Here is a 26082-nt window from a genome sequence, read left to right as displayed (position 1 = left end):
CGCCCACTCTCGCTTCCTGCCTGCATTGCAGGTTGCGATGGTTCCTTGAGCGGGTTTCACGACCCTTCCGGCGATACCCTTGGGGTATCGATGACCGGACAAGCCAGTCCTTGTGACTGGCTTTTTTTATGCCTGTCGCCTCCTGTCGGCTATTGAGCCAACGAATGATCCCCTTTCTATTCAAGCGCATTACGCTATCAGGCATAGCCTTTAGTGCTAGCAATCTAATCCAAAAACATCATAAAAAGATATGTCACTAAGGTTTACATAGGGTTGATATTGCTAATCGAGTCATGTCGACACTATCTGCCACCTGAACTTTGGTGTATCTGGTCAGTCCGAATGAGTCGATTCCGATGGTGTGCTTCATGCGTTGTACAAGCGCCGACATTCATGCCTCTGCCTCTTGGAAGTACGTAACGTCTCTGGAAGCCTTCTCATGCGTATTGCTGTTATCGGTCGTGCCGCGACCCATTCCTATGAATACCCTGTTGAACAGGACACCATGCTGGCCGCGCTAGACCAGCATGCGACGCAAAATTCTCTCTCGGATCACGATAGTCAGCGGATTGAGGAATATGCTTGGTCTGCCATCCGTATCACTCCGGTCACCGAAGGCGCTGAGGGTTTGCACCGGCTCGATGAGCTGATTACCTGTATCAGGTCGACGGTGAGAGGCGCACTTGTTCCTATTCTTGTGGAAGGGGCTGATACACCCTGTGTCCGGGCTCTGGCAAATCAATGGCCTGGGCGTCGGGAGATCGACCTGAAGCGACTGTATCAGCAGCATGGCCCCTCAGGAGAAAGTGATGTCATGGTGAGTCTCAACAGGAGCAAGGCGCCTTTCGAGGCATTGTTGCGCTGGTGGACCCTGTATCCAGATCATGTCCTTGAGGTCTCGCTCGCCCCAGAACTGACGTCAGGGTGTCATTGGCCTCTGCTGACGGCATGGGGAGTGAAGCCCGATGCGCAGCGCGAGGTACTAAGGTCATTCGAGCAGCGGAGATGGGTGGAGGAGAGGGTGTTGGTCACTCGGACGCGCCACTGCCGTCAATGCCGAAGTGTGCACCTCAATTATGTTGATGTTTGTCCTCGCTGTCGCGAGGTGGATCTCAAGGCATTGGATGGCCTGCATTGTTTTGCCTGTGGCCATGTAGACCGAATGGATCGATTCGTGAAGGCCGAGCAGCTCAGCTGTCCTCAGTGTCGGACTCGATTGCGCCATATCGGGGTCGATTATGATCGCCCACTTGAATCCTTGGCCTGTGGTAAATGCGATCTATGGATCGTCGAGGGTGAAGTGGAAGCGCAATGCCTGGATTGTGGACAGAGCCAGCAACCTGGCGAGCTTATTCAGCATCGAATTGCCTCGCTGCAATTGAGTGCCGCTGGCCGGGAAGCAGTTGCAGCTTCAGAGGAGGTCAAAGTAGTGGCTTCGGGTCAGCGAATGAAGTCGCATGAGCTGCATAATATGCTGGATATTCTGGTGCCGCTGGCGCGTCGCCATTCTCATCACCATCTGCTGATGGTGCTCTCACAACATGGAGAGAGCGAGCAAGGCTTGCTTGAACGCTTAGCCCTTCGCATTGGCAGCTTGCTGCGCGACACGGACCTCTTCTGTCAGTACTCGATGAGACAGTGGATATTTTTGCTGCCTCACACGCCGCGTGCCCGCTTTACCGATGTGGCACAGCGAATTCGTTCCGTCATGGAGTTGGAACAATCCGAGGGTGAGTCCGGCTTGTCTCTCGACATGCATGAACTTCCGGGTGAGCACCAAGTCGGCAAGGCAGCGGAGTGGTTGCCAGAGCTGGGAGGCAAGCCTTACAGATCACCATCGGAAATGGCATGAGGTACTTCGCATGAATGCCCTCAATTTCTTCATCTCTCAAGTGGTGTGGGAAATGCATTGGGTGCTCAACGGAATGCTGCAATCCGTCTGGGTGGCCATAGCGATCCTGCCGCTGTTGATTCTCTTTGAGCTACCGTTGGCGGCTATCGTGATCACCGGCATGGTTGGGCACCTGAAGGCACGTGGGCTAAACGCATCGGGTGATGCCGATGTACTTCCTTGCCGCTATCCCACCGTCAGTTGCCTGGTACTGTGCTACTCCGAGGGTGAGGGTGTAGCTGAGAGCGCCGAAACCTTGCTGCATCAGGATTATCCTGGGCATGTGGAAGTCATCATGGTGATTGATGGTGCGAATGCCAATCAGGCTACCTTGATGGCAGCACGGCGTCAGGCTGCTGCCTTCAAGGATGTGACTAACCGTACATTGCGTGTTGTCCCCAAATGGCAGCGGGGAGGCAGAGTCTCTTCACTCAATACCGGGCTTGGATTGGCACGGGGAGAGCTTGTGTATGCGCTGGATGGCGATACAGGTTTTGCCCCTGACATGATCACACGCAGTGTGGTGGTGTTCGAAGATCCCGATGTGCTGGCTGCGGCGGGCAATCTGCGAATTCGCAATCGAACCAAGTCCTTGATGACCCGACTTCAATCATTGGAATATCTGCTGTCCATCGAGTATGGGCGAACTGGATTGGCTCGTTGGAACCTGATCAACAATATCTCTGGGGCTTTCGGGATCTTTCGCACGGATATTCTGCGTCAGATCGGTGGCTGGGATACCCACACGGCGGAAGATCTCGATCTCACCCTGCGCTTGAAGCAGTACCAGCGTCGTCATCCCTGCATGCGCCTTGCCTTCATTCCGGACGCCATAGGTTTCACGGATGGCCCGGATACGGTGGCGGGCCTTGCCAGTCAGCGCATGCGTTGGGAGGGAGATCTCTACTTTGTTTATCTACGCAAGCACTGGCATGGCATCCGACCCCGATTGATGGGATGGCCCGGAACCTTGTTCACCCTGGCTTACGGGCTTGTCCAGAGTGTGGCATTACCCTTCCTGATAGGAGGGTATGTCATGTGGTGGTATGCCACCCAGCCGCTGGTGCATGCCGTGGCGATCAGCGTGTTGTTGTATCTGATCTATCTTGCCTTGTGCTCCTGGTATGCATTGATGGGATTGCTATGTGTGAGCCGAGTGCCGTCACTTGCGCTACGCGACATGATCTGGCTGCCGGTACTTCCGATATATCAGCTGAGCATGCGCCTATTGGCTCTGGTCGCGATTCTCAATGAAATGCTGCGTCGCAGCCACGAAGAAACCAGCATGGCACCCTGGTGGGTCCTGCGAAGAGGAAACCGTTTCTGATGGATATTCGTTTCGATCCCGAAAAATCCCGTCGTCCTGATCAGCAGGATGGGCTCAAGGTGCCTTACGCCAAGGCACGTCGTGGCGGGGGGCGCTGGCGTTGGTTTGGTTTGATGGCATTGGTACTGGTCCCCATCGTCGCCTTCAGCTGGTATGCATTACGTGATCGTGTGTTGCTGGTGGCGCCAGCAGTGCTGACTCATGAGCCTCTTGTGATCACCAGTCCGCGCGATGCTCGTGTCACTGAGGTTCCCCAGCGTGCGGGTAACAAGGTGTCCGTCGATATGAGGCTGTTCGAGCTTGAGGATCCGGCACTCACTGCCGAGCGACATGCACTTGAAGATATATTGTCGACCTTGCCTCCTCAAGGCGCCCAGGAACAAAGTGAGTCATTGATAGAGACGGCACAGCGACGTGTGGCCAATGCACAGTCGTCCTTGACGTTCCAGTCCGGGGTGGCGGACAAGTTCGAAGCGTTCCGACGACAGGGAGAAGTGCCTCTGACGGATCTGGCCAGTATTCATGTCGCGCGTTCAAATGCTCGTGATCAGCTCTCCGAGGCTGAAGAGAACCTCTTGTTGCAGCAACGTGAGAAGTTGCGTGCCGAGCTGGTGGGTCCTATCGTCCAGCGACGTCAGAATCTGACACGGGAGCTTGCTCAGCTGGAAGCGATGATCCATGAGTTGAGGATCGATGCCTCGCAAGATGGTCTGTTGGCCAAGACCTATGTCCAGGTCGGCCAGCGAGTCAGTGCAGGAGATCCTCTGGGAGTCCTGGTGCCAGCCAACTCACCCGAGTTCCATGCTTATTTCTCACCCAAGTATGTTGGCAAGGTCGCCGTAGGGCGGGTTGCTGAAGCACATTTTGCAGATGGGCGAAGTATATTGGCTCGCATCGTAGCGCCACCGGAACTGACGCAGAAGCTTCCCTCTCAATTGGCGGGCCCTTTCGACGGTCATCAGGCAATGCTGGAAGTAAGGTTGAAACCGCTTGAGAAAATCGATGTTCAACACGATGTGGAGGGCTTGCCATTGGAAATACGGCTACGCTCACCCTCGGCGCTCTGGGGTAATTGGGGGGAGGAGGGCGAGACTCATCGGGAAAACGATGCCGTTGCAGGTGGTGTTAAGTAAGCTCACCCTCTCCTGTCCAAGATGTTTACACCCATCACTCGTCACCCTCTCAGAACAGCCCCAGCTGTTGCGTCTCTTCGTGGGCCTTGAGTCGGACACCGACTCCCAGCAGGCGCACCGGTCGATGGCCACGTTGCCAGGCTTGCTCCATCAGCAGTGCGAAACTCCTGGCGTCCGGCAATGAGAGGGTGGAGGCGGGGAGGAGGCTTTCCAGCGTGGTGCTGGTGAAGTCGTTGAAGCGTACCTTGACGAACTGCTTGGCCAGCACCGGCTGTTCCTGGCGTGCGTGACGCTCCCCGAGGCGCTCCATCAGCATGGGAAGCTTGGCGAGGCACGCGGAGAGATCCGGAAGATCCTGATCGAAAGTGCGTTCGACACTGATGGACTTCCGCTCTCTCTCGACCTTGACGGGGCGGTCATCAATGCCATGAGAGAGTTCATGCAGGCGATGTCCGAATTTGCCGAAGTGTTCGACCAGTGTGGTCAGTGGTGTCGTGCGGATGTCATCGCAGGTGGTAATCTCCAGCCGATTGAGGCGGGCCAGCGTGGCCGGGCCGACGCCATGCAGCTTGCCGACGGGCAGCTTACGAATGAAGGCGTCGCTGGACTCTGGCGTGATCACCGTCAGGCCATCGGGTTTCTCCCAGTCACTCGCGATCTTGGCCAGGAACTTGTTGGCGGCTACGCCGATCGACAGCGTGACCCCGGTGCGCTTCAGGGCTTCTTCCTTCAGCCAGCGCGCCATCCAGGTCGCGCTTCCCTGAAATTCCTCGATATCGCTGACGTCCAGGTAGGCTTCGTCCAGCGATAGAGGTTCCACCAGTGGTGTCAGTTCGTGAAACAGTGCCTGGATCTCCTGCGAGACGGCACGGTAGCGCTCGAAGTCGGGGGGGACGAGTATCAGTTGCGGACACAGGCGCAGGGCGCGCGCTGTGGACATCGCAGAGCGGACGCCGAAGGCGCGAGCCGGATAATTGCAGGTGGCGATCACGCCACGTTGCTCGGTGCGGCCACCGATGGCGATGGGCACCTCGCGCCACTCTGGGTGACGAAGCATCTCGACGGCGGCGTAGAAACAATCGCAGTCAGCATGAAGGATCTTGCGCATTCGCGCATCATCCTAAAAGACTGGATGGCTGTCCAGTGTCAGGCGGCGTGTCGCCTCATTCTTCGCCCAGAGACGACAGCGCCCGGCAGACGTGATGCCTGCCGGGCGTTGTCGTATTTCCTGTTGCCGTTGCCAGGCTACCCTGGCCGGCGGATTACAGCGTCATCGCCGCCACCCAGCCGAAGACGATCAACGGGATGTTGTAGTGGATGAAGGTCGGCACCACGCTGTCCCAGATATGATCATGCTGTTGATCGACATTCAGGCCTGCCGTCGGGCCGAGTGTGGAGTCAGAGGCGGGGGAGCCAGCATCGCCCAGTGCGGCCGCGGTGCCGATCAGGGCGACGGTCGCCAGGGGGGAAAAGCCGAACTGCAGGGCCAGCGGGACATAGATCGCCGCGATGATCGGGATGGTGGAAAAGCTGGAGCCGATGCCCAGCGTGATGAAGAGTCCGACCATCAGCATGACGAGCGCGGCCAACGGCTTGTTGTCTCCGATGATGTGGAAGGAGGCATCCACCAGGGTCTGGATATCACCCGTAGCTTTCATGACGGAGGCGAAGCCGGCTGCCGAGATCATGATGAAGCCGATCAGTGCCATCATGCGCATGCCGGAGGTGAACAGGTCGTCGGCTTCGTTCCACTTGAACAGGCCACCCAGGGAAAGAATGGCGAAGCCGACCAGGCCGCCCAGGATCATCGAGCCGGAATAGAGCTGGATGCCCAGGGCGGCGATGATGGCGACCCCAGCCATGATCAGGCCGCTGCGGGATGGTGCATGCACTGGAGTATGGTGCGGGACATTGGTCGACTTGATCTCGCGATTGGCGTAGTCACGCGGCTTGCGATAGGAGACGAAGACCGCAGTCAGAAGTCCCAGGAACATGCCGCCTACCGGAATGGCCATTGCCATCGGCACCATGCCGCGGGTGACTTCCAGCCCCATTGCCTGGCCCGCTTCATTGATGTTGGCCAGCAGGATGTCATTGAGGAAGATGGAACCGAAGCCCACCGGCAGCAGCATGTAGGGAGCCGTCAGACCAAAGGTCAGGGCACAGGCGACAGCGCGGCGATCCAGGCGCAGGCGGTTCATGGCCACCAGCAGTGGCGGAATCAGGATCGGAATGAAGGCGATGTGGACAGGGATCAGGTTCTGGGACGAGATCGCCACCAATGTCACGCTGCCCAGCAAGCCGTACTTGATGGCGGTCTGACGGCGAGGGGTGCTCTCCCCATTGAGCATACCGATCAGGCGTGCGGCAAGAAGATCCGGTAGGCCGGAGCGAGACAGGGCCACGGCAAAGGCACCGAGCGTGGCATAGGCCAGGGCGACCTTGGCACCACCGCCGACGCCGTCGTTGAAGGCGCCGAGAGTGTCAGTCAGAGACAGGCCACTGAACAGGCCGCCGACCAAGGCGCCGGCCACCAGAGCGAAGACGACCGAGACTCGGGCCAGTGACAGGCCGACCATGACCAGAACGGCCAGTATTACCGCATTCATGCGAGTACCTCATTAAGGGAGATGTGCCAATGGAGCGGGGGGTTGCAGGTGTGCGCGGCCACCCGATCCCGGGCAATACCTCGCAAGTCGTGCTGATCGCTTACGTCAGGCGGTTTCGTCCTGAAACTGCCAGAAAACGGCGCGTTATCATACCAGAGCGAGGTCCCAAGCTGAATGGCCGATGAATGACCTCATGGAACGCGGCCGCCGGCGGCACGGTTGGCGCAAGGGAAGGGCTTTTTGTAGAATGCCACGCTGCCCGGCGGCTGCAGTCGCAGGCGTTATTCAACAGGAGAGCGCATGCTGGAGCTTGAAAATGCCCGTGTCATCGGCATGGGCAATGATCGCCGTGTCTATCAGGACCCCCGTGATCCTCGGCGCTGCATCAAGGTACCGCGCTATCCCGACAAAGGAAGCCGCCAGAATCAGCGCGAGCAGCGCTACTTCGAAGGGCTCGTGAGGCGAGGTGTGCACGACTGGTCCTACGTGCCTGCCTATCATGGCAGCGTGGCGACCCGAGAGGGCCTCGGGCTGGTCTTCGACCTGATACTCGACGATGACGGCACGACCTCGCGCCGTCTGCGAGAGGTCTGTCATGAAACTCCCGAGCGGGTGGGGGAGGAGGCATTGATGGATGAGCTGGCCAACCTCTATCGCTATCTCGACAAGCGTTGGCTGATACCGTCCGACCTCAATGATCGCAACATCGTGGTCCAGTTTCGCGAGCATCAATCCCCGCGCCTGTGGTTGATCGATGGCATCTCCAATCCGGACTTCATCCCCCTCGCCACCGGTATCGCCTGGTTGGCGCGCCGCAAGATCGCCCGCCGCTATCGTCATTTTCTCAAGAAACTGATGAAGGGCGGGATGCTGACGGCAGATGCACATGCGCGCCTCGAGCGGCGTCTCTGGGGAGATTGAGCGCTTCCGACCGCATTCCCCTGCCGGGAGATGGGCTTCGAATCTCGGCGTTGAGAGAAGAGTGAAGGAAGAAGAGGGGAGTGATGAGGGCGATCGTCACTCTCAGTCACTCCCCGTCAGCCGACAGGCAGCCGAGCAGATCCCTGTCCTGACGTCTTGCCTCAGAGATTGTCGGTAAAGTGGCTCTTCATGGCATGCGTGATCTTGCGCAAGTCGTCGTGTGAGGTGATATATGCCGGCATGGTATAGAGCCAGCGGCCGAACGGTCGCAACCAGACCCCTTGCTGACGAGCGTGAGCCTGAGCCCCTTCAAGACTTGCTGCATCGTGAACTTCTATCACGGCAGTGGCTCCCAATACGCGTATGTCGCCAATGGCGGGATGTGAGAAATCCGCGAGTTCCTCTCGTAGTACCTGATTGAGGCTGGCGATCTTGCCGAGATAATCGTCTTCCTCGAAAACCTTGAGGCTTTCCAGTGCCACTCGGCAAGCCAATGGGTTGCCCATGAACGTCGGGCCATGCATGAAGGCAGTATTGGCATCCTTGCCATCGAAGGCATGAAAGATATGGCTCTGGGCGAGGGTGGCAGCATGTCCCAGATACCCTCCCGTCAGTCCTTTTGACAGCACCATGATATCGGGCGTCACATCTGCATGCTCACAGGCAAACAGTTTTCCAGTACGTCCGAATCCTGTCGCGACCTCATCGAAGATCAACACCACACCGAACTCGTCACATAAATCACGTGCCGCTTTCAGGTAGTGAGGCGAGTACATGTTGAGGCCGCCGGCTGCCTGGAGCAGCGGCTCCATCAGCAGGGCGGCGATGTCATCATGCGTCTCGAGCTCTCTGCGCAGAGCTGCGATGTCACCGAGGACCTCTTCATATGGCGCCGTGAATCCCGCCGTCGGTGCCGGCGCGAAATGATGTCTAGGCAGGAAGTCGGCAAACAGTGAGTGCATGCCCTCTTCCGGGTCGCAGACCGCCATGCAGCCTGCCGTGTCCCCGTGGTAGGCCTTCATCAACGACAGCATTCGCGTCCGCCCGCGAGTGTCATCACGATCCTGACGCTGTTGCTGGTATTGCACTGCCATCTTCATGGCGACTTCCATGCCGACGGAGCCACTGTCCGAGAAGAACACGTGGTTCAGCCCCTCCGGGGTGATGCGCACCAGTGCCTCGGCCAGCGCCACCGCCGGTTGGTGCCGAATGCCCCCGAGCATCACATGACACAATTGAGCCGCTTGCTGCTGAATCGCGGAGACGAGTCGAGGATGGCCGTAGCCATGGATCATGCACCACCAGGAGCAGGTTGCGTCCAGCAGGGTCTCGCCGTCACTCAGTGTCATGCGCGGCCCGACTCCGCCCACGACCTCAAGCGGGGCAGGCATCGCGTGCATCTGCGTATACGGATGCCAAAGCGCTTGTGGCTGATCGGCATGTGAGGCGGTCTGGGGGTAGGACATGATGTTCTCCATCGACGCTGACGGCAATTGAACCTCTTTGTTAACCTTGACCACTTTATCAGGTTGACATGATTTGTGAAGTGTCACTTTCTGGAGGGGGTGATGTCTCTAATATTGCCGGCGAAAATAGTGCTGAGGGATTGGTGGAGCCGAAGCGAAGGTTTACTTTCCTCTGTGTCTGCATGCTTTTGAGGATACGCTCAAGAACAAGAGGGACTCGGAGTGATGATGTGTGATGAAAGAGCTACTGAAAAAGTCACAATATGAATACTTCATGAAAGCTGCGGCTTGCCAGCGAGAGAATTTACCTGCCTGTGATGTCGATGTGATTCTACAATACCGCCTGACGGCCGCTGACGCCCGCCATATAGGGACTCTAGGCTCATGTCGATTCTAATTAACGATATTTGCAGGCAGAGACTATTTTGAATTCACATATCTTTTCGAGTGCCAGCTATTGCATTCCAGAGAGCGCTTGATTAACTTGTCGTTAGTTGATTAGTGCTTCACGGCGTGGACATGCTTGGTCTATAATCCCTTCAGCTTCTGTAGGGTCTTACTGTCCCAAGTCCCTGCGTGAGCCAAATCCAGGAAGCAGCTGTTATTTGTTGATCGGCGAATTCTTTCGCAACACCTGTTTCCGGAAGTGAATTCCTGACTGTCCCGATACCCTTGGAGAACCCCATGTCCCTGTTGACTGATTTCATGCAGAAAGAACAAGAGCTCAAGAAACTTCAAGAGCAACTGGAAAGCCTGCGCAACGATGATCGCCTGAAGAATGAGCTGGAATTCAAGGACAAGCTTGATTCCCTGATGAGTGAATACGGCAAGTCCACTCGCGACGTGATTGGCCTGCTGGATCCGAAAGCCAGCCAGACGCCGGCAGCTGCCGCGAGCGCGGAAACCAAGGCTGGCGGCGTTCGTCGCAAGCGCAAGCTGAAGGTCTACAAGAACCCGAATACCGGTGAAGTGATCGAGACCCGTGGTGGCAATCACAAGCAGCTGAAAGAGTGGAAGGAAGAGCACGGTGCCGAAACCGTCGAATCCTGGCTCGAGCGTACCGAGAGCTGAGTTGACACTTTCCTTGAGCATCTGCTGAAGAGACGGTTGACCAGACACGAAGAAGCCCCGCCATGGCGGGGCTTCTTCGTGTCTGGCGTTCGTGTCTGGCGTTCGTGTCTGGCGCTGATGTTGCCATTGCGCTGACCTTGCTCCCCATGGCCTGGGGGGCCTCCGAGAGCAGGGCGGGCGAGCCTGGGCAGAGAGCGCTCCCGTCAGCTGTCGATCTGTCCCAGGTTGACCAGGCGGCCGATGGCCAGCACCTTGCCGGTCGGTTTGCCGGTCGGCGAACCACCGCTGGGCTCCAGTGTCATCTCGAGCAACTGGCCCGGACTCATGCGGCCGATCTGTTCGGCGCTCAACTCGATACCTGCCACCGGGTCCACCAGACCCAGCGAACGCGGGCCCTCCGCAGGATCGGTCAGGGTCCAGAGTTCGATGGCGCGATCCGTCGGACGCTCGATACTGACCTTGGGTGTCAGCTGAAGTCCGCCATCGGCCGTGACACTGGCGACCCAGGTCGGCGTGGCAGGGTCCTCGAGAGTCTGCAGCACCGCGACCATGCGCTGCGCGGATGACTCGGGCACTTCGGTCGCCACCGGCGGGGTGCCCTCTTGTGGTGATTGAGGCGCGAAGGGTCCCACCTGCATCGCCAGAGCAAGGGCGAGTCCGGCGCCCAGCCCCAGACCCAGCCCGCCTCCCAGCCAGCGCCATAGCCAAGGGGCTTGCGGAGCAGGAGCGCCACCCGTGTCATTGGCTGGCGTCGGAGTCTGCTTGAGGCGCGTCAGGCTGGCATCGATGCGTTTCCACAGCGAATCGGAGGCCGGTTCCGGCGGCAGGCGATCACTGACGCTCAGCCAGTGCTGCTGCCAGCGAAGTGCCATGCGGGCGGCCTCATCGTCGCGCTCTATCCAGGCGCGCACCTCGGCTTCACGTTCGGGGTCCAGCAGGCCCAGGGTGTGTTCACCCAGCAACAGATTCTGCTCTTGTGGAGATTCGGGGATCGGGGAATGGTTCATCGTGACAGGCACTCCTGCAGTCGCTTGAGTCCGGCACGGATGCGACCCTTGATGGTGCCGAGCGGGGCGCTGAGTTTTTCGGCGATCTGCTCGTGGGTCAGGCCCTTGAAGAATGCCAGCAGAATGGGTTCGCGTCGTGGGGCTTCCAGCTCACCCAGACAATCGCTCAGCTGATGGGCTGTCTGACTGTCGTGTGCTGCCGCTTCCGGGTTGGCGAGCAAGTCGGCGAGGCTATCGAGCGCCTCGCTGTCACCGCGGGGCGTCCGTCCCTGGGCCCGCAGCTGATCCAGTGCACGATAGCGCAGGATGGTGAACAGCCAGGCGCGGCCATTGCCGAGTTCACGGCGATATTGGCCGGCATTGGACCACAGCTTGATGAAGGCATCGTGGACGGCGTCCTCGGCCTGATCCCGGCTGCCGAGCAGGCGCATGGCAAGTGCCAGCATGCGGCCGGACTCAAGGTCATAAAGGCGACGAAAGGCGGTTTCATCACCGAGCGCACAGGCCTCTATGGCACTGGCGTGGTCAAAGTCGTCCGGGTCTTGCGAACTGACGGGTGTCGTGTGTGCTGGCATCGGGGGCCCGACTCCATTGGCTGGGAATCCATCGTTCAGCTGACGGTAGTCGCCCCATGAGAGGTTGGCAAGTGACATGGAGAGAGCTCCAGAGTCGTGTGAACCCCTCGGCTGTGACATTGATGGAGCACGTCGAGGAGGCATGAAGGTGATTTGATGGCGAGACATGCAGAGCATGGCGTGCTGGTCCGGTCCCGTTGAGTCGCTGTCTGTCACACGCGGGCGTGGACCGGGACAATGTCTTGCGATATGCCTGAACTAACGCGCCATTCAGGCAATTGGATGTGCTGATATCGCCAAGGGTGGGTAGTGACTTGATGCAGCAACGGAAAATGCAGGTGCATTGCCGCTGGTGAAGGGAGTCCGCATAATGTTCTGCATGACAGCCCGGGAGGCGTGATGAAGCAGCAATTCAATACGATCGGCGTGATTGGTCGACTGGGCAGTGCTCAGGTAGTGGACACGCTCAAGCGCTTGATTCGCTTTCTTGAGGCTCGCCAGCTGGCGATGATCATCGAGGAGCGCACGGCGACGCTGTTGCTTGACCATGGCCTTGAGGTGGCGAGCCGTCGTCAGATGGGCGAGCGCTGTGATCTGGTGATCGTGGTGGGCGGTGATGGAAGTCTGCTGGGCGCGGCGCGTGCATTGTGTCGCAGTGGCACGCCGGTACTGGGCGTCAATCGCGGCCGGCTGGGCTTTCTCACCGACATCCGTCCAGATGAGCTGGAGGAAAAGGTCGCCGAGGTGCTCGAGGGTGACTACCTCAGTGAGCAGCGGTTCCTGCTGGAGGCGGAAGTCTTTCGGGACGGCGAGAAGATAGGTGCGGCGGACGGCCTCAACGATGTCGTGCTGCATCCTGGCAAGGCGGCGCGGATGATCGAGTTCGAGCTGTTCATCGATGGCCAGTTCGTCTATTCCCAGCGCTCCGATGGCTTGATCGTGGCCACTCCGACCGGCTCGACCGCCTATGCGCTCTCCGGCGGCGGGCCGATCGTCCACCCGCGCCTGGAGGCCATCACGCTGGTGCCGATGTTCCCGCATACGCTGTCCAGTCGTCCGATCGTGATCGACGCGGCCAGCGAGATACTCCTGCACATCAGCGCCAGCAACACGACCTATCCCCACATCAGCTGCGATGGCCAGACTCAGGTCGTGGCCAAGCCCGGCGATGTGCTCAAGATTCGTCGCAAGCGCGAACGTCTGACGCTGATCCATCCGCTGGAGCACAACTATTTCGAGATCTGTCGCACCAAGCTCGGCTGGAGCAACCGCCTCGGCGAATGACATCAAGGCAAGCAGCATGAACGCATTCGTGGCGCCACGGGATGGCTATGATCTGATCGGTGATGTGCACGGCTGTGGCGCCACGCTGGCGGCGCTGCTGGAGAAGCTCGGCTATCACCTGAAGGATGGCGTGTATCGTCATGCCACGCGCAAGGTGATCTTTCTTGGTGACATCATCGATCGTGGGCCTCGTATCCGACTGGCCGTCCAGTTGGCCAGCCGGATGGTGGAAGCCGGTGAGGCGTTGATCGTGATGGGCAACCATGAATACAACGCGCTGGCCTATTGTCGGCGTGCACGCCTGCGGGAGAGTGGCGATCACCGTGATTTTCTGCGCCCGCATACCTCGCGGCACAATCGCATCATTCGCGAGACGCTCGATCAGTATCAGCATCATCCCGATGAGTGGGATGACGTATTGAGCTGGTTCATGCGCATGCCGCTGTGTCTTGAACTGCCGTCGCTGGGAGAGGGCAAGAGTGGTCTGCGCGTGGTCCACGCCTGTTGGGATGAAGCGCTGGTGCGTCCGTTTCTGGCGCGCTTTCCGGATGGCTGCATCGATGAAGCCTTCCTGCAGGACTCCGTCGACCCCTCGAGCTTTGCCTATCGGGTGCTGGATCGCCTGACCCGGGGGACCAGTCTGCGCTTGCCGGAGGGCGTCGAGATCCACTCGGGGGATGGCTTCACGCGCCGCAGTTTCCGGGCGCATTTCTGGGCGCGCGAGCCTCGCACCTATGGCGATGTGGTGTTCCAGCCCGACAATCTGCCGGGAGAGCTGGAGTCGCGCTGGTTGAGCGAGGGCGAGCTCGAGAAATTGCCGTATTACGGACCAGAGCAATTGCCATTGTTCCTGGGGCATTACTGGTGTGAAGGCGTGCCTGCGCTCCCGGCGACCAATATCGCCTGTCTCGATTACAGCGCCGTCAAATGCGGTCGCCTGGTCGCCTATCGCTTCAGTGGCGAAGCGACGCTGGATGCCGCCAATTTCGTCTGGGTGCCGGTGCCGCGCGAACCCTCGAGTCGTCCACTGCCGGAAGAGTTGCCGGCCGAGGAGTTGTCGGGGCGCGGTGAGATGAGGGGATAGCGTGCTGGGCCATAGCCATACCTGCCGGTCTTTTCTCATTGCCATTGTTTTTTTCAATAAGCAGCCAGTGAACCAAAGCGCCATCCCGGACTCAGAGTAAGTGTTCCCTTGAATGATCCCTTGCTCAGTCCGGTGCCCCCCACCGGACTTTTTTTATGCCTGTCAGTTTGTCATCGCCGCCACCGCGGCTCTCCAGACAAGTCCCTATCCAGAGTGGCATCAGCTGGATCTGCCACCGACCGCCCATCGGCGCTCTCGACGTCGGGCTACTGTCGAGAGATGCCATCACGCTGACTTGTCACTGCAAGGACACTGCATGTTCCAGGTTCTGACCTTAGACGACTCCTTCGATACGCTCGCACTGCGTCAGGCGCTGTGGGCGGAGAAGATCGGCCACCAGATCACCTCCGAGCGCGTCTCGACCCCTGACGGGGAGGCGGTGCGTCAGATGCTGTGGCTGGCGGACCCCGAGCAGCTCCCCCGCGTGATCGCGATGCTGGAGCGCCACTCACGCGGAGAGCCGCTGCGCGATGAGGCTACGGAGGCGTCGGGTTTCTCAAGCGGTTCATCGGGCGGTCTCTGGCAGCTCGTCAGACAGACCCCGCTGACATGGCTGGTCGGGCTCGCCTGCTGCCTCACGGTACTCTGTCAGTACGTGCTGGGTCAGGCGGCGGTGTTCGAATGGCTGGCCATCGTGCCCTTTGAGCTGGTGGGCAGTCAGCACATTGCACCGGCGCCGTTGTCCACGACACTGGCGGGGGAGTGGTGGCGGCTGTGGTCACCTTCCTTGATGCATTTCGGCATTCTGCATCTGGTCTTCAATCTGCTGTGGCTTTGGGTGTTCGGGCGCCAGATCGAGGCCATCGATGGCGCCTGGCGCTTCGCGCTGGTGGTGCTGGTGAGCGGGGTGGCTGCCAACCTGGCGCAGTACGCCACCGGCAGTGTGCTGTTTGGCGGGCTCTCGGGAATCGATTTCGCCGTGATCGGCTATGTCTTCATCGCGGCTCGTCGACGGCCGATGCTGGGCTATCAGATGCAGCGCTCGCTGATGATCTTCATGTTGATCTATCTGGTGCTGTGCATGACACCGTTATCGAGTGCCATCGGCCTTGGGGCCATCGCCAATGAGGCGCATCTCGGTGGGCTGCTGGCAGGGCTGGTGCTGGGATTCGTGCTGCCGCGCCGCGCGCCGGGCGCCACGTCATGACAGCCAGGCGGATGACAATGATAGAATGGGCGCATTTTGCACGGCGTGGCGCTGCCCCCGCGCCGTGCTCCAGCATCAGGAGAACTCCCATGAGTGACATGACCTTCGACGGGATGGTCGAACAGATGACCCCGGCCATCTACGAGAGCCTCAAGCAGTCCATGCAGCTGCGCAAATGGCCGGACGGCCGGGTGCTGACCTCGGAGCAGGTCGAGCTGTGCATGGAAGCCGTCATCAAGTACGAGGTCCACAACAACGTGCCTGCCGAGTCACGTGTCGGCTTCATCGACAACGGTACTTGCGGTCCGCGTGACGGTGACGACACTGCTTCACGCGATGAGCCGGAGCAGATCAAGTGGGTCAACTGACACTGGATGATGCACTGGACGTCGATGGCGCACCTCAGCCCGCCGTGGAGTCGGTGACCCTGAGAGGAGACATCCGCAAGATGTCCATCGTGCCTGCCGGTGAGGCGCTTGCGATCGATACCTCGGCGGATGCGCAGTCAGGCTCGCGTGAGCCGCTGGCGGCCAGCTATGGCCTGCGACTGGGCGAGATCACCCAGCCGCTGAACGCCTATATTGGCCACAAGGTACGCCTGGACTTCACCGGTCAGATCCACTGCAGCCATTGCGGGCGCAAGACCAAGAAGAGCTTCGCACAGGGGCATTGCTATCCCTGCTTTCGCAAGCTGCCACAGTGTGATGGCTGCATCATGAAGCCGGAGACCTGTCACTTCGCCGAAGGAACCTGTCGTGATCCTCAGTGGGGTGAGGAACATTGCTTCCAGCCGCACATCGTCTACCTGGCCAACTCCTCCGGCCTCAAGGTCGGTATCACCCGCAAGACCCAGATGCCGACGCGCTGGTTCGATCAGGGTGCCATCCAGGCCTTGCCCATCGTCGAGGTCTCCAATCGTCTGCAGTCAGGGCTGGTCGAGGTGCTGTTCAAGCAGGCACTCAATGACCGCACCAACTGGCGCGCGATGCTCAAGGGCGATGTGGCCGAGCTGGATCTGGAAGCCGAGCGTGATGCACTGCTCGAGCAGATGGCCGAGGGTCTGGCGGCGCTGCAGGCGCATTGCGGTGAAGACGCCATCCGGGTACTGGATACCACGGCATTGGCCTTCGAGTTTCCGGTGCGTACCGCGCCGACCAAGGTCACCTCGTTCAACTTCGACAAGACACCCGTGGTGGAAGGCGTTCTCGAAGGGCTCAAGGGTCAGTATCTGATCCTCGACAGCGGGGTGATCAATCTGCGCAAGTTCATGGGGTATGAGGTCGAGGTCCAGCTCGGCGAATGACGTCGTCCCGTGTTGAAGAATAAGCTCAAGGCTAATGAGGATGACAACGCCCGCGCTCCCTTCCAGGAGTGCGGGCGTTGTCGTATGGCCTGGGGATATCGAAGAAAGATGCCGGCCCGACTGGTTCAGCCAGCGGATTCAGCCAGCGGATTCAGCCGGGGGATTCAGCCGGGGGATTCAGCCGAGCACGGGCTGGCGGCGCGCCTGCATGCGCTCCAGGAAGACCTGCATCACTCGGTGGTAGAGCTCGCGTCCCAGCACGACATCCTCGACTCCCGCATCCAGATTGGGGTTGTCATTGACCTCGATGACCACCACGCGATCCTCGAGCTGTTTGAGGTCAACTCCATAGAGCCCATCACCGATCAGACGTGTCGCCTTGAGAGCCGCCTTGATCACGGCGGGGGGCACGTCACTCGGGTCAACGGTGGCAAAGCCGCCGGAGCGGGTGCGGGCGCCGCTGTGGTCATAGATTTGCCAATGGCCACGCGCCATGTAGTAACGGCTGGCGAACAGCACCTTGCCGTCGAGCACGCCGATACGCCAGTCGAACTCGGTCGGCAGCCATTCCTGCAGCAGCAGCAGAGCGGAGTCATGGAACAGTCGCTCGGCTTCACGCACCAGTGTCTCCGGCCCGTCAATCTTGACGATGCCGCGCGAGAAGGCACCATCCGGCACCTTCATCACCAGCGGATAGCGCATGTGCTGTCCGCGTTCGGCCAGCTGGCGCAGTTCGCCGCGATGAATCAGGCGTCCCTGTGGGGCGCTGAGGCCGCGAGCCTTCAGGAGCTCATGCAGGAAGACCTTGTTGGTACAGCGCAGAATCGACTGACTGTCGTCGATCACCACCAGCCCTTCGTGTTCGGCTCGCTTGGCCATGCGGTAGGTATGGTGGTCCAGGCTTGTGGTCTCGCGGATGAACAGTCCATCGAATTCGGCCAGACGTCCCTCGTCACGCTTGGTGATCAGACTGACATCGATGCCCAGGCGGCGTCCCTCGCGGATGAAGTGCTTGAGCGCCGTTCGATTGGACGGTGGCAGTGCCTCATTCGGGTCCACCAGCATCGCCAGGTCGAAACGGTAGTGGCGGCGAGCCTTCGGGGTGCGCCAGACCTTGCGTGAATGGCGGTTGAGCGCCTGGGCAAAGCGATCCTCGTCCGTTTCCGCCAGATGACTCAAGGATTGCGGGCGCACTCGCCTGAGGGTCCAGCGCTCGCCACGCACCTCGAGTCGCACCTCGAGCAACGGGCAGGGTAGTCGCTCGAACAGCTTGCGACCGAGACGTGCCAGTGCGGGGTCATCGCTCTCACCGAAGGTCAGCAGCAGGTCGAGATGCGCATGCTTGCCGGTCTCGTGGGGGACTGTCTGCGGGGCGGGCAGGGCGCTCTTGCGCGTCAGCTCCTCAAGCAGCACACGGATGCTGCCCAGTTCCATGTCGATCAGTGACTTGCGCGACAGCTGGTTGAGCGTTTCCACCGACGGCAGGGCTTTCTGTCCGCGAGCCTGTGCCAGCAGCGAGACGTAATAGCCGATCCCGAGGTAATCGAGCCCGCCGCAGAGATTGATGACGTGGGTCGCGGGCTGCGGAGCGTCCTGGTCTGCCCGGGCCGTGGGCACGGAGCTGTCGTGGGAGAGCTCGGACAGAAAGTCGTGGGCGCTGATGACATCATCACTGGGATAGAAGGCGCGCCAGTCACTGACACGGTCAACCACGATACGCAGGCGGGACATTGAGTAGCCTCGAAGGGCGGGCACCGAAGCGGTGCCGAATGCAGCGCATCATGAAAAACAATCTCCGTCATCGCAATAGGCAACAAGATGAAATAATTTCATGCAAATAGGTCGAGACAAGACGTGCCTGCATGCCCAGAATGCAGCGGATTGCTACCGCCCCACGACACCTTGATTTCAGGGCTGCCTCAGGGCGCTGACAGGCGGGAGAGCCTGCATCATGACCCCCATTCTGCGTCCGGCGATCCGGGCCGATCTCGATGCTCTGGTAGAGCTCGAGGAAGTCAGTTTCGATAGCGACTGGTTCAGTCGTCGTCAGCTGTCCCATCTGATTCTGCGTGCCAATGCACGCACCCTCGTCATCATCCAGCCAGAAGGCGATGGCTCGGACGCCCTGCCGGCGGCAGGCAATGCGATGGCCGCACTGTGGCCGGCGGGCAGCGTGGCGCAGGATGACGCTACCCCGCTGCGCAGCGTGCTGGGCTATGGCACCGTGCTGTTCCGACGCAATTCACGCCGGGCACGACTCTATTCCTTCTGTCTGCATCCCGAGGCGCGCGGACGCGGTCTCGCCCAGCGTCTGCTCATCGCGCTCGAGCAGCTGGCCATCGAGCAGGGCTGTGAGCAGTTCGATCTGGAAGTGCATACCGGCAACGGTGCAGCGATCACCCTCTATGAGCGCCACGGCTTTGCCAGGAATGGTCGCCTGCGCGATTACTACGCCGACGGCGCAGCGGCCTGGAAGATGCGCAAGTCACTGGTGATTCCCTCATCAAACCCGCCCGCCAGCAGCAGCGACATCAGGGCTGAGGGGATCTCGACGTGGGGAGATGCGGGCGCTGCCTGACGGCCGGGCATGGCGCGCGTCGCCCCCATGGGCTAGGATGCGCTGTTTATTCTTCATGGCTTCAAAGGAATCGCTCCCATGCCGTCATTCGATATTGTCTCCGAACTCGACAAGCACGAAGTTCAGAACGCCGTCGATCAGGCCAATCGCGAACTTGCGACACGCTTTGATTTCAAGGGCGTGACTGCCGGCTTCGAACTCGAGAAGGAAGAGACCGTCAATCTGGAAGCCGACGCCGATTTCCAGCTGCGTCAGATGATCGAGCTGCTCAAGGGTCGCCTGATCGCGCGTGGCATCGACGTGCGTTGCCTGGAAGAGAAGGACGCCGACACCGGCGGTGTGCGTGCCCGCCAGCAGCTGGTGCTGCGTCAGGGGCTGGACCAGCCGACCGCCAAGAAGATCGTCAAGGCGCTCAAGGATGCCAAGCTCAAGGTCCAGGCCCAGATCCAGGGTGAGAAGGTGCGCGTCACCGGCAAGAAGCGTGATGATCTCCAGGGGGCCATGGCCTTGCTGAAAGGTGACGAGAGCATCGAGCTGCCGCTGCAGTTCAACAACTTCCGCGACTGATCTTCCTCGCGCGCCTGGCGCTCATGTCACGGCTGACCGCTGTCAGCGGCAAATGTCGTCGACAAGTGTCAGGGGCGCCACTCTCAGCACCGTTCGCTCTCGGCGAGCGGTGCTGTGTTCGTTTGAATCGCTTTGAAAGCGTCACGTACCCGTTTCAGGCGCTGCGCTCTCAAAGCGTTTCACCATCTTCGTTCGTCATATTCGCGTGACGCTCGCCCCGGGTGGGTCGGGCTGCGCAAAGAGAGGTTACATGTCTGCTCCGCTCGCTATCGGCCAGCGCAATACCCTGACCATCACCAAGCGGGTCGGCTTCGGCGTCTTCCTCGACGGCGGTGACCGCGGTGAAATCCTGCTGCCGACTCCCTTCATTCCTGCCGGTGCCGATATCGGTGACGCGGTGGAAGTCTTCGTGAGTCTTGATGATGAAGACCGCCTGCTGGCCACCACGCGCTATCCGCGCGCCATGGTCGGTGAGTTCGCCGCCCTCAAGGTGGTCGAGGTCAACGACATCGGCACCTTCCTCGACAATGGCCTGGGCAAGGACCTGCTGCTGCCCTACGGCGAGCGCAAGCGTGAGCTCAAGGCGGGCCAGTTCGCCATGGTGCACGTGGGGCTCGACAAGCACAGCGATCGCATGGTCGCGTCGATGCGCCTGGATCGCTGGCTGGACAAGACACCGGCCGAGTACACCGTCGGTCAGGAAATCTCCGGCCTGGTGGCGGCGAAGACCGAATTGGGCATGAAGATCATCATCGACAATGCCCATTGGGGGCTGGTGCACCATGATCGCATCTTCACCCGCCTGCATATCGGCAATCGTCTGCGTCTGTGGGTGCTCAAGAATGATGGCAACGGCAACATCGACCTGACCCCGCAGGCACCGGGCCCTGCAGGCCATCAACAGCTGGCGGACCGCATCCTTGCACGTCTGGAAGCCAACGCCGGGGTGCTGCCGCTGGGTGACAAGAGCGACCCCCAGGCCATCAGCGACGCCTTCGGCGCCAGCAAGGCCAACTTCAAGCGTGCCATCGGCCACCTGAAGCGCGAGGGCAAGGTGACACTGGCCCCCACCGAGACGCGCCTGGTCAAGTGAGGCGCCGGTGATGCGTCGCGCATCGCCCGAGCGGCTTCTGCCGCGCCAGCATCACAAGCTTTCCATCGGCAATTTCGCTGCCACTCGTCGGTTCTCCGGCGGGTGGCAGTTGCGTTTGTGGGCAGCGCATGGCACCAATGAGCGTCAGGACCCTGCGGACCATGAGTCGCCCTGCGTGTCCATGACGCGCTGAGCGTGCCGTGGCGTCATCCAGCGCATGCCTGATCACGCAGGAGCACCTGAGATCATCCCCACCATTGACAACAAGGATCGTCAGCCCATGTCTCCCGTTACCACTTCCTCCTCTCGTTCGGCGTTGCGTATCCTGCTGGCCCCTGACAGCTACAAGGAGGCGCTGCCTGCGCTGGAGGCTGCCGAGGCAATGGCGAGCGGCATCCGGCGCGTATTGCCCGAGGCCGAGCTCGACCTGTGCCCGTTGGGAGATGGCGGAGAGGGCACCCTGGCGGCACTGTTGGCCGCTGCAAGCGACGCAGATCCCATCGAGGCGCGCAGCGCTCAGGTACTTGATCCGCTGGGGCGCGAGGTCACTGCGCAATGGGGCTGGCAAGCGGATAGCCGCACGGCCATCGTAGAGCTCGCCGAGGCCAGTGGTCTGCACCTGCTCAGCCCCGATGAGCGTGATGCGCGCATCGCCAGTACCTACGGCGTCGGACAGCTGGTGCTTGCCGCGCTGGAGGCCGGTGCCGAGCGCCTGATCGTCACGCTGGGCGGCAGCGCGACCAACGATGGCGGCAGCGGCATGTTGCGTGCACTCGGTCTGCGTCTGCTGGATGAGGCGGGTGACGAACTGCCGGACGGAGGGGCGGCGCTGGCACGATTGGCGCGGCTGGATGCCAGTGGTCTGGACCCGCGGCTGGCGACTCTCAAGGTGTCCGCGGCGGTGGACGTCGACAACCCGCTGTGTGGCCCGCGTGGCGCGACGGCCGTGTTCGGGCCCCAGAAGGGCGCGGATGAGGCGGTGGTCGAGGAGCTGGACGTCGCGCTGGGGCGTTTCGCGCGGATGAGTGCCGAGGTGCTGGGGGAGGACCACCAGCAGCTGCCGGGCACTGGTGCCGCAGGCGGCATGGGCTACGCAGTGGCGGCCTGGCTCACGGGGGAGCTGCGCCCGGGCATCGAGCTTGTGATGGAACGACTGAACGTGGCGCAGCGCCTGGAAGGGTGTGACCTGCTGATCACCGGCGAGGGCGGGCTGGATGGGCAAAGCCTGGGAGGCAAGACGCCCATCGGCGCGGCGCGTGCCGCCCGAGCGGCTGGAGTGCCGGCCATCGTGCTGGCAGGGCGTCTCGCGGATGGCTGGCAGGCTGCGCATGACGAAGGCGTCAGCGCCGTCTTCACCCTGTGTGACGCTGCCATGCCGCTGGAGCAGGCCCTGACGCGCACCGCTGAACTGCTGGCGGACCGCTGTGAAGCCATCATGCGCCTCTGGCAGGTGGCGCACAGCGACTGAATGTCGCCTGCACCGCAACCCCGTTCGCCTTTCGTGTCACGGGCAAGCCCGTTACCATGCACGCAGCAGCTATGGGAAAGATAGCCAGAATGCACTTCCCTCGGGAGGCATCTGGCGCTTGACTGGTAGCAGGTGGCACGCGGTGTGCGCCCGATGGTTGAGGGGACCTTGAGATGATGATTTTTCGGCGCATGAAGCGGATCTGCTGGCTGGGGCTGGCCTGGCTGTTCTTCGCGATCGGGTTTGCCGGCATGTTTCTGCCCCTGTTGCCGACGACCGTCTTCATGCTGCTGGCGCTGGCTTGCGCCAGTCGCGGCTCCCCTCGCTTCGCGCGCTACATTCGCGAACACCCCCAGATCGGGCCTCCCCTGATCTCCTGGGAGCGCGAGCGTGCCATCCCGCTGCGTGCACGCATCCTGGCGGTCGGCATGCTGGTGGTCTCGATGCTGATCATTCTCTTCACCGTTTCCGTGATGGCGGTCAAGGTCTCGTTGCTGATCTTCCTTTCCCTGTTGGCCATCTGGCTGGGCACGCGCCCCGAGCCGCGCGGGGGATACGAGGAACTCGCGCCTGCGCCTTCCCCGGCCGAGCCCTTCGATGAGCCCTCCCGCCCCGTCAGCGGCGAACGCCTGCAGAACGACTAGTCATTCGCGTGTCCCGCCCCTCCCGTGAGGGGCCATTCATCGCGGGCGAGGTGGCAGGCTGCCATCGCTGCCCGATGTTTTCCTGCCGTGTGGCATCGTCCGCGCGGCGTTGATCGTGGAGTCCTTCATGTCACAACCTGCCGCCATTCATCTTGATGATTATCAAGCGCCGGCCTGGCGCATTCTCAGCACTCGGTTGACGTTCGATCTGGCGCCGTCCGCGACCCGCGTGACGGCCGTGCTGACCCTCGAGGCCAATCCCGATGCCGCCGTGGGCAGTGACGCGACGCCGCCGCTGGTGCTCAATGGCGAGCACCTGACGCTGGAATCCGTGCGTGTCGATGGGCGAGCGCTCGCCAGTGATGAATACAAGGTCGACGAGACGCATCTCACCCTCGCGGCGCTGCCGGCCAGCTGTGAGCTCGAGACGGTCGTGCTGATCGACCCGGCGGCCAACACGGCACTGGAAGGGCTCTATGTGTCCTCCGGCATGTTCTGCACCCAGTGCGAGGCCGAGGGCTTCCGCCGTATCACCTATTACCCGGATCGTCCGGACGTGATGTCGGTATTCACGACGACCGTCATCGCGGACAAGGCGAACTACCCGATCCTGCTCTCCAACGGCAATCCCGTCGAGCGTGGCGAGCTGGACGGCGGCCGTCACTTCGTCACCTGGCAGGACCCGCACCTCAAGCCGTGCTACCTGTTCGCGCTGGTGGCGGGGGATCTGGTCAAGCATGCCGACAGCTTCACCACCATGAGCGGGCGTGATGTCGCCCTGGAGATCTGGGTCGAGCCGGAGAATCTCGACAAGACCCAGCACGCCATGAACTCTCTCAAGGCCTCCATGAAGTGGGATGAGGAGGTCTATGGGCGCGAGTATGACCTCGATATCTTCATGATCGTCGCGGTCAATGACTTCAACATGGGCGCGATGGAGAACAAGGGTCTCAACATCTTCAACAGCGCCTGTGTGCTGGCCAATCCCGACACCACCACCGACGCTGCCTTCCAGCGCGTCGAAGGGGTGGTGGCACACGAGTACTTCCACAACTGGTCCGGCAATCGCGTCACCTGCCGTGACTGGTTCCAGCTGTCCTTGAAGGAAGGCTTCACCGTCTATCGTGACCAGACCTTCTCCGCCGACATGAATTCGGCGCCGGTCAAGCGCATCGAAGACGTCGCCATGCTGCGCACCGCGCAGTTCGCGGAAGATGCCGGTCCCACCGCGCATCCGGTGCGCCCGGCGTCCTATATCGAGATTTCCAACTTCTACACCCTGACCATCTACGAGAAGGGGTCCGAAGTGGTGCGCATGGTCGCCAACCTGCTGGGCGAAGAGGCCTTCCGCCGCGGCAGTGACCTCTACTTCGCGCGCAACGATGGCAGCGCCGCCACCATCGAGGATTTCATCAGTGCGATGAGCGAAGCCTCCGGGCGTGACTTCACCCAGTTCATGCGCTGGTACTCTCAGGCGGGGACGCCGGAAATCAGTGCCCGTGGCAACTTCGATGCCGAGACGGGCCGCTATTCCCTGACGCTGCATCAGTCCACGCCGGCGACACCGGGGCAGGCTGAGAAGCTGCCGCTGGTGATCCCGGTACGCATGGGCCTGGTGGGTGCGGATGGCAGTGATCTGGCGCTCACGCTCGACGGCGAGGCGCTGGGCACGGAAACGGTGCTGGAGCTGACCGAGGCCGAGCAGACCTTCGTCTTCACTGGCCTCGAGGCCGGTGCCGACCCCGTGCCGTCGCTGCTGCGCGGCTTCTCGGCGCCGGTCAAGCTGTCCTTCGCCTACAGCCGTGAGCAGCTGGCCTTCCTGATGCAGCATGACAGCGATGGCTTCAACCGCTGGGATGCCGGCCAGCGTCTGGCACTGGCGGCGCTCGAGGACCTGATGGCCGCCTGGCAGCAGGGCGACACCCAGGCATCACTCGATGCGCGTCTGCTGGCCGCCTATCGCTTCCTGCTCCAGAGCGAGCCGTCCGATCGTGCCGTGCTGGCCGAGATGCTAACCCTGCCGTCGGAGGCCTATATCGCCGAGCAGCAGACTGTCGTCGATGTCGATGCCATCCACTGGGCGCGCAAGACCGCCAAGGCGCAACTGGCCACGGCACTGCGCGATGATTTCGTCGCGCTCTATCACGCCAATGAGCAGCAGGGCGACTACGCGCCGACCTTCGAGCAGATGGCGCGCCGCAGCCTCAAGAATGCCGCGCTCAGCTATCTGATGAGCATCGAGGACGAGGAGGGCGTGCGTCTGGCCCAGGCTCAGCTGGCCGCGGCGCACAACATGACCGACGTACGCGCGGCATTGACGTTGCTGGTGCACTCCTCGCGCACCGAGTTGGGCGATCCGGCCCTCAAGGCCTTCGCCGAGCGCTGGTCGCATGATCCGCTGGTGATGGATCAGTGGTTCTCGATCCAGGTCACGCGTCCGCAGGCTGACGTGCTGGATCGCGTGCGCTTCTTGATGGAGCACCCGGCATTCTCGCTGACCAACCCCAACAAGGTGCGCGCCTTGATCGGTGCCTTCGCCGGCCAGAACCGGGTCAACTTCCATCGCCTCGATGGCGAAGGCTATCGCCTGCTGGCGGATGTGGTCATCGAACTCAATCGCCTGAATCCGGAAATCGCGGCGCGCATCATCACGCCGCTGACGCGCTACAAGCGTTTCGATGCCAAGCGTCAGGCGCTGATGAAGGCTGAGCTCGAGCGTATCCGTGGCGAGAAGCTGTCGCGCAATCTCTACGAGGTCGTGGAGAAGGCGCTGGCCTGATCCGCCGGATCACGTCCTCGCCCCGTCAGTTCGACTGACATGAAAAACCCCCACCCGTCACAGACGGGTGGGGGT

The 26082-nt window shown here is 61.1% G+C and carries 22 protein-coding genes; 16 read left to right on the top strand and 6 right to left on the bottom strand.

The annotated features are described in order from the left end of the window. Window positions 1-439 precede the first annotated feature (439 nt). The 3 genes from QD228_RS00350 to QD228_RS00340 are packed head-to-tail and all read left to right on the top strand — an operon-like array spanning window position 440 to window position 4351. Window positions 440-1852, top strand: coding sequence for a hypothetical protein (locus QD228_RS00350; protein ID WP_279874035.1), 1413 nt, complete (start codon window positions 440-442; stop codon window positions 1850-1852). A 10-nt stretch (window positions 1853-1862) separates the two neighbouring features. Continuing rightward, window positions 1863-3218: a glycosyltransferase gene (locus QD228_RS00345; protein WP_176502723.1), complete on the top strand. Its 1356-nt coding sequence runs from the start codon at window positions 1863-1865 to the stop codon at window positions 3216-3218. Next, window positions 3218-4351 carry an HlyD family efflux transporter periplasmic adaptor subunit gene (locus tag QD228_RS00340; RefSeq protein WP_279874034.1) on the top strand — a complete coding sequence of 378 codons (1134 nt, stop codon included), beginning with the start codon at window positions 3218-3220 and terminating at the stop codon, window positions 4349-4351. The genes QD228_RS00345 and QD228_RS00340 overlap by 1 nt, the downstream gene beginning before the upstream one ends. Window positions 4352-4400: 49 nt before the next feature. Here the strand turns inward: QD228_RS00340 and dinB are convergent, their stop codons facing one another. Both dinB and QD228_RS00330 read right to left on the bottom strand, forming a co-directional pair. After that, window positions 4401-5459: a DNA polymerase IV gene (dinB, locus tag QD228_RS00335; RefSeq protein WP_279874032.1), complete on the bottom strand. Its 1059-nt coding sequence runs from the start codon at window positions 5457-5459 to the stop codon at window positions 4401-4403. A gap of 154 nt (window positions 5460-5613) precedes the next feature. Then, entirely contained in the window at window positions 5614-6960 is a 1347-nt protein-coding gene (locus tag QD228_RS00330; protein ID WP_077372432.1) for a Na+/H+ antiporter family protein, read from the bottom strand. 300 nt (window positions 6961-7260) lie between these two features. Here QD228_RS00330 and QD228_RS00325 point away from each other — a divergent pair, with 300 nt between their 5' ends. Beyond that, entirely contained in the window at window positions 7261-7881 is a 621-nt protein-coding gene (locus QD228_RS00325) for a YrbL family protein (RefSeq protein WP_077372434.1), read from the top strand. A gap of 161 nt (window positions 7882-8042) precedes the next feature. Here QD228_RS00325 and bioA read toward each other — a convergent pair whose 3' ends face one another. Continuing rightward, complete coding sequence (gene bioA, locus QD228_RS00320) at window positions 8043-9347, bottom strand: adenosylmethionine--8-amino-7-oxononanoate transaminase (protein ID WP_084209777.1); 1305 nt, start codon at window positions 9345-9347, stop codon at window positions 8043-8045. A 684-nt stretch (window positions 9348-10031) separates the two neighbouring features. Between bioA and QD228_RS00315 the strand changes: the two genes are divergently transcribed. Beyond that, window positions 10032-10418, top strand: a complete 387-nt coding sequence (locus tag QD228_RS00315; RefSeq protein WP_077372437.1) for a histone-like nucleoid-structuring protein, MvaT/MvaU family — start codon at window positions 10032-10034, stop codon at window positions 10416-10418. 203 nt (window positions 10419-10621) lie between these two features. On the opposite strand, the gene QD228_RS00310 is transcribed toward QD228_RS00315, so the two are convergent. Next, entirely contained in the window at window positions 10622-11425 is an 804-nt protein-coding gene (locus QD228_RS00310; RefSeq protein ID WP_176502720.1) for an anti-sigma factor, read from the bottom strand. Then, complete coding sequence (locus QD228_RS00305; protein WP_205700458.1) at window positions 11422-12078, bottom strand: sigma-70 family RNA polymerase sigma factor; 657 nt, start codon at window positions 12076-12078, stop codon at window positions 11422-11424. Before QD228_RS00305 ends, QD228_RS00310 begins: the two co-directional genes overlap by 4 nt. A 321-nt stretch (window positions 12079-12399) precedes the next feature. Here QD228_RS00305 and QD228_RS00300 point away from each other — a divergent pair, with 321 nt between their 5' ends. The 5 genes from QD228_RS00300 (at window position 12400) to QD228_RS00280 (ending at window position 16878) form a co-directional block, all read left to right on the top strand. Then, window positions 12400-13284, top strand: a complete 885-nt coding sequence (locus QD228_RS00300; protein ID WP_077372443.1) for an NAD(+) kinase — start codon at window positions 12400-12402, stop codon at window positions 13282-13284. A 16-nt stretch (window positions 13285-13300) separates the two neighbouring features. Next, on the top strand, window positions 13301-14368 hold the full coding sequence (locus tag QD228_RS00295) for a metallophosphoesterase (protein WP_279874028.1): 1068 nt from the start codon (window positions 13301-13303) through the stop codon (window positions 14366-14368). A gap of 316 nt (window positions 14369-14684) precedes the next feature. Beyond that, entirely contained in the window at window positions 14685-15575 is an 891-nt protein-coding gene (locus QD228_RS00290) for a rhomboid family intramembrane serine protease (RefSeq protein WP_279874027.1), read from the top strand. A gap of 89 nt (window positions 15576-15664) precedes the next feature. Continuing rightward, on the top strand, window positions 15665-15943 hold the full coding sequence (locus tag QD228_RS00285; protein WP_176493003.1) for a DUF1315 family protein: 279 nt from the start codon (window positions 15665-15667) through the stop codon (window positions 15941-15943). Next, a complete protein-coding gene (locus QD228_RS00280; RefSeq protein WP_279874025.1) occupies window positions 15931-16878 on the top strand; it encodes a DUF2797 domain-containing protein in 948 nt (315 codons plus the stop codon). Before QD228_RS00285 ends, QD228_RS00280 begins: the two co-directional genes overlap by 13 nt. A gap of 177 nt (window positions 16879-17055) precedes the next feature. On the opposite strand, the gene QD228_RS00275 is transcribed toward QD228_RS00280, so the two are convergent. After that, the gene (locus QD228_RS00275) at window positions 17056-18609 is read right to left on the bottom strand and encodes a RimK family protein (protein ID WP_279874023.1); all 1554 of its coding nucleotides are present in this window, start codon (window positions 18607-18609) and stop codon (window positions 17056-17058) included. Window positions 18610-18829: 220 nt separating this feature from the next. On the opposite strand from QD228_RS00275, the gene QD228_RS00270 reads away from it, so the two are divergent. The 6 genes from QD228_RS00270 to pepN all read left to right on the top strand — a co-directional run bounded on the left by QD228_RS00270 (window position 18830) and on the right by pepN (window position 26007). Beyond that, on the top strand, window positions 18830-19456 hold the full coding sequence (locus QD228_RS00270) for an N-acetyltransferase (protein WP_279855038.1): 627 nt from the start codon (window positions 18830-18832) through the stop codon (window positions 19454-19456). Window positions 19457-19534: 78 nt separating this feature from the next. After that, window positions 19535-20023: a YajQ family cyclic di-GMP-binding protein gene (locus tag QD228_RS00265; protein ID WP_077372461.1), complete on the top strand. Its 489-nt coding sequence runs from the start codon at window positions 19535-19537 to the stop codon at window positions 20021-20023. Window positions 20024-20273: 250 nt separating this feature from the next. Next, window positions 20274-21116 (top strand): S1-like domain-containing RNA-binding protein, encoded by an 843-nt coding sequence (locus tag QD228_RS00260; RefSeq protein ID WP_077372464.1) that lies wholly within the window; start codon window positions 20274-20276, stop codon window positions 21114-21116. Window positions 21117-21432: 316 nt separating this feature from the next. After that, the gene (locus tag QD228_RS00255; protein WP_279874308.1) at window positions 21433-22584 is read left to right on the top strand and encodes a glycerate kinase; all 1152 of its coding nucleotides are present in this window, start codon (window positions 21433-21435) and stop codon (window positions 22582-22584) included. A 173-nt stretch (window positions 22585-22757) separates the two neighbouring features. Then, window positions 22758-23228: a YbaN family protein gene (locus tag QD228_RS00250; RefSeq protein ID WP_240704164.1), complete on the top strand. Its 471-nt coding sequence runs from the start codon at window positions 22758-22760 to the stop codon at window positions 23226-23228. 127 nt (window positions 23229-23355) lie between these two features. Continuing rightward, window positions 23356-26007 (top strand): aminopeptidase N, encoded by a 2652-nt coding sequence (gene pepN, locus QD228_RS00245; RefSeq protein WP_176502716.1) that lies wholly within the window; start codon window positions 23356-23358, stop codon window positions 26005-26007. The last annotated feature ends 75 nt before the right edge of the window (window positions 26008-26082 follow it).

Source organism: Cobetia sp. 3AK, from assembly GCF_029846335.1.
GTDB classification, from domain to species: Bacteria; Pseudomonadota; Gammaproteobacteria; order Pseudomonadales; family Halomonadaceae; genus Cobetia; species Cobetia marina.
Note: the sequence above shows the minus strand (reverse complement) of the source record. Positions and strands in the feature narration are given on the sequence as shown.

Coding starts and splice junctions, on each gene's coding strand:
- QD228_RS00350 (WP_279874035.1), top strand. CDS start 440: ATGCGTATTGCTGTTATCGGTCGTGCCGCGACCCATTCCTATGAATAC.
- QD228_RS00345 (WP_176502723.1), top strand. CDS start 1,863: ATGAATGCCCTCAATTTCTTCATCTCTCAAGTGGTGTGGGAAATGCAT.
- QD228_RS00340 (WP_279874034.1), top strand. CDS start 3,218: ATGGATATTCGTTTCGATCCCGAAAAATCCCGTCGTCCTGATCAGCAG.
- dinB (WP_279874032.1), bottom strand. CDS start 5,459: ATGCGCAAGATCCTTCATGCTGACTGCGATTGTTTCTACGCCGCCGTC.
- QD228_RS00330 (WP_077372432.1), bottom strand. CDS start 6,960: ATGAATGCGGTAATACTGGCCGTTCTGGTCATGGTCGGCCTGTCACTG.
- QD228_RS00325 (WP_077372434.1), top strand. CDS start 7,261: ATGCTGGAGCTTGAAAATGCCCGTGTCATCGGCATGGGCAATGATCGC.
- bioA (WP_084209777.1), bottom strand. CDS start 9,347: ATGTCCTACCCCCAGACCGCCTCACATGCCGATCAGCCACAAGCGCTT.
- QD228_RS00315 (WP_077372437.1), top strand. CDS start 10,032: ATGTCCCTGTTGACTGATTTCATGCAGAAAGAACAAGAGCTCAAGAAA.
- QD228_RS00310 (WP_176502720.1), bottom strand. CDS start 11,425: ATGAACCATTCCCCGATCCCCGAATCTCCACAAGAGCAGAATCTGTTG.
- QD228_RS00305 (WP_205700458.1), bottom strand. CDS start 12,078: ATGTCACTTGCCAACCTCTCATGGGGCGACTACCGTCAGCTGAACGAT.
- QD228_RS00300 (WP_077372443.1), top strand. CDS start 12,400: ATGAAGCAGCAATTCAATACGATCGGCGTGATTGGTCGACTGGGCAGT.
- QD228_RS00295 (WP_279874028.1), top strand. CDS start 13,301: ATGAACGCATTCGTGGCGCCACGGGATGGCTATGATCTGATCGGTGAT.
- QD228_RS00290 (WP_279874027.1), top strand. CDS start 14,685: ATGTTCCAGGTTCTGACCTTAGACGACTCCTTCGATACGCTCGCACTG.
- QD228_RS00285 (WP_176493003.1), top strand. CDS start 15,665: ATGAGTGACATGACCTTCGACGGGATGGTCGAACAGATGACCCCGGCC.
- QD228_RS00275 (WP_279874023.1), bottom strand. CDS start 18,609: ATGTCCCGCCTGCGTATCGTGGTTGACCGTGTCAGTGACTGGCGCGCC.
- QD228_RS00270 (WP_279855038.1), top strand. CDS start 18,830: ATGACCCCCATTCTGCGTCCGGCGATCCGGGCCGATCTCGATGCTCTG.
- QD228_RS00265 (WP_077372461.1), top strand. CDS start 19,535: ATGCCGTCATTCGATATTGTCTCCGAACTCGACAAGCACGAAGTTCAG.
- QD228_RS00260 (WP_077372464.1), top strand. CDS start 20,274: ATGTCTGCTCCGCTCGCTATCGGCCAGCGCAATACCCTGACCATCACC.
- QD228_RS00250 (WP_240704164.1), top strand. CDS start 22,758: ATGATGATTTTTCGGCGCATGAAGCGGATCTGCTGGCTGGGGCTGGCC.
- pepN (WP_176502716.1), top strand. CDS start 23,356: ATGTCACAACCTGCCGCCATTCATCTTGATGATTATCAAGCGCCGGCC.